This window comes from Anaerovibrio sp. RM50 (assembly GCF_000622005.1).
Classification (GTDB): Bacteria; Bacillota; Negativicutes; order Selenomonadales; family Selenomonadaceae; genus Anaerovibrio.
On the sequence record NZ_JHWV01000042.1, the window covers coordinates 1 to 1,627 of the forward strand.

The 1,627-nt window shown below is 39.6% G+C and carries 2 protein-coding genes; both read right to left on the reverse strand.

Going from position 1 to position 1,627, the window contains the following annotated elements; all coding sequences use genetic code 11:
* The coding region (locus T525_RS0111225; protein ID WP_198022689.1) for an IS3 family transposase at window positions 1–914 on the reverse strand (914 nt) is incomplete at its 3' end.
* Window positions 866–1,564, reverse strand: a complete 699-nt coding sequence (locus T525_RS0111230; protein WP_027407261.1) for a helix-turn-helix domain-containing protein — start codon at window positions 1,562–1,564, stop codon at window positions 866–868. The genes T525_RS0111225 and T525_RS0111230, both read right to left, overlap by 49 nt.
* Window positions 1,565–1,627 lie beyond the last annotated feature (63 nt).

Consider the following 1,627-nt stretch of genomic DNA (forward strand, 5'->3'; position numbering starts at 1 on the left):
TGTTTTTCTATTGGTGTCAAAATGCCAAGGCTGCGCTGAACACGTTTATTGTTGTAGTAAGCAATATAGGATTTAATTGTATGTATTAGACTGAGTCTATCTGTAAAGCGTTTGCCATAATAACATTCTCTTTTCAATATGCCCCAAAAACCTTCCATAGGCCCATTATCAATGCAATGGGCGACACGAGACATGCTTTGAATCATGCCATATTTTTCCAATTTATGGTGAAACACCCTATTTGTGTACTGAAAACCACGATCACTATGAAATAGTGGATGAGCGTTTGGATTGTTTTTAACAGCTTCATCCAATGTTTTGAATACCAACGGATTGTTGTTGTGGGTCCCTATGGCAAAAGCAACTATTCGCCTATCATACAGATCTAGAATTGCACTTAGGTAAATCTTGCGTGCTTCTAATCCTTCATACCATTTGAATTCAGTAACATCGGTGAGCCACTTTTCATTTGGTTTATCCGCATAAAAGTTGCGATCAAGTAAGTTCTCGGCAATATATTGAGGCCGTTTAGCATTTCTGGTACAGCCGTGGCGACTGTACTTAATTGTGGATTTTATATCCTTTTCCCGGCATATTCGAAGTATACGCTTATCATTGACGTGAATATCATAATCATGTTTCAGGTCATCATTGATACGGCGATATCCTTTATCTGGATGTTCGGAATGAATTTGCTCCACCTTTTCTGCAATGTGCTCATTTTCCAACACCCTGTTGCTTTTTCTACCGGATAACCATTTGTAGTATGCCGATCTGGCGATATTAAGCAACATACATAAATCATCAATAGGATAGCCTTTTTCTTGATGGCAATCCCGTATAGCCTTGTAAGCACGCAGCTGCCTTATTTGTCCAAGAGGTCCCCCCTCTCCAGCTCTTTCAATTTTTTTAATAGGTCACGCTCCATCTCGGCCATATATAGCTGATGTTTCAGCTTTTCAATTTCAATTTTGGCTTTTTCCAGCTCTGTACGTGGGACCTGGTCTTTCTTACGCTTGCCACGACGATCTTCCAGCCCTGATTCCCCGAGTTCCATGTAACGTAATGTCCATGTTCTGACCTGTTGGTAACTAACATTGTATTTTTGGGCTATCTCGCCATAATTCTTACCTGAGGCCAGGGATTCCTTGGCTATTTGCACTCGTTCTTCTTGCGTTGTGTTGCGTACTTTACTCATGTAACTTCCGCCTCCTGAATGTTTTCTGGAGTTAAGGTCTCCATGAGCATTATACAACTTAATCCAATCTCTTAGTTGGCAAGTACTTCTAATTTTGTATTTTTGACAGATGAACATATAGCCGCCTTCACCGTTTAAATAACTAAGAACAGCCTTCATCTTTAGCTCTGCTGAGTACACACGATTATGTTCGTGAGGCATAAAAAATTGGATCCCTTCGGCCTTATAATGTCTTATCCATCTACGTATCGTGGAAGTATGAACTTGAAGTTGCTGGGCAGCATCTTTTAATTCAATTTCTTCAGATAAGTATGCATGAATGACTCTAATTATTTCTTCAGTAGTCGCTTTCTTTTTATGTGGCATAGAAAAATCCCCCTATAATGACAGTTTTTGTTTTTCACTGTCTCTTATAGGGGGAGCATATCA

Coding starts and splice junctions, on each gene's coding strand:
- T525_RS0111230 (WP_027407261.1), bottom strand. CDS start 1,564: ATGCCACATAAAAAGAAAGCGACTACTGAAGAAATAATTAGAGTCATT.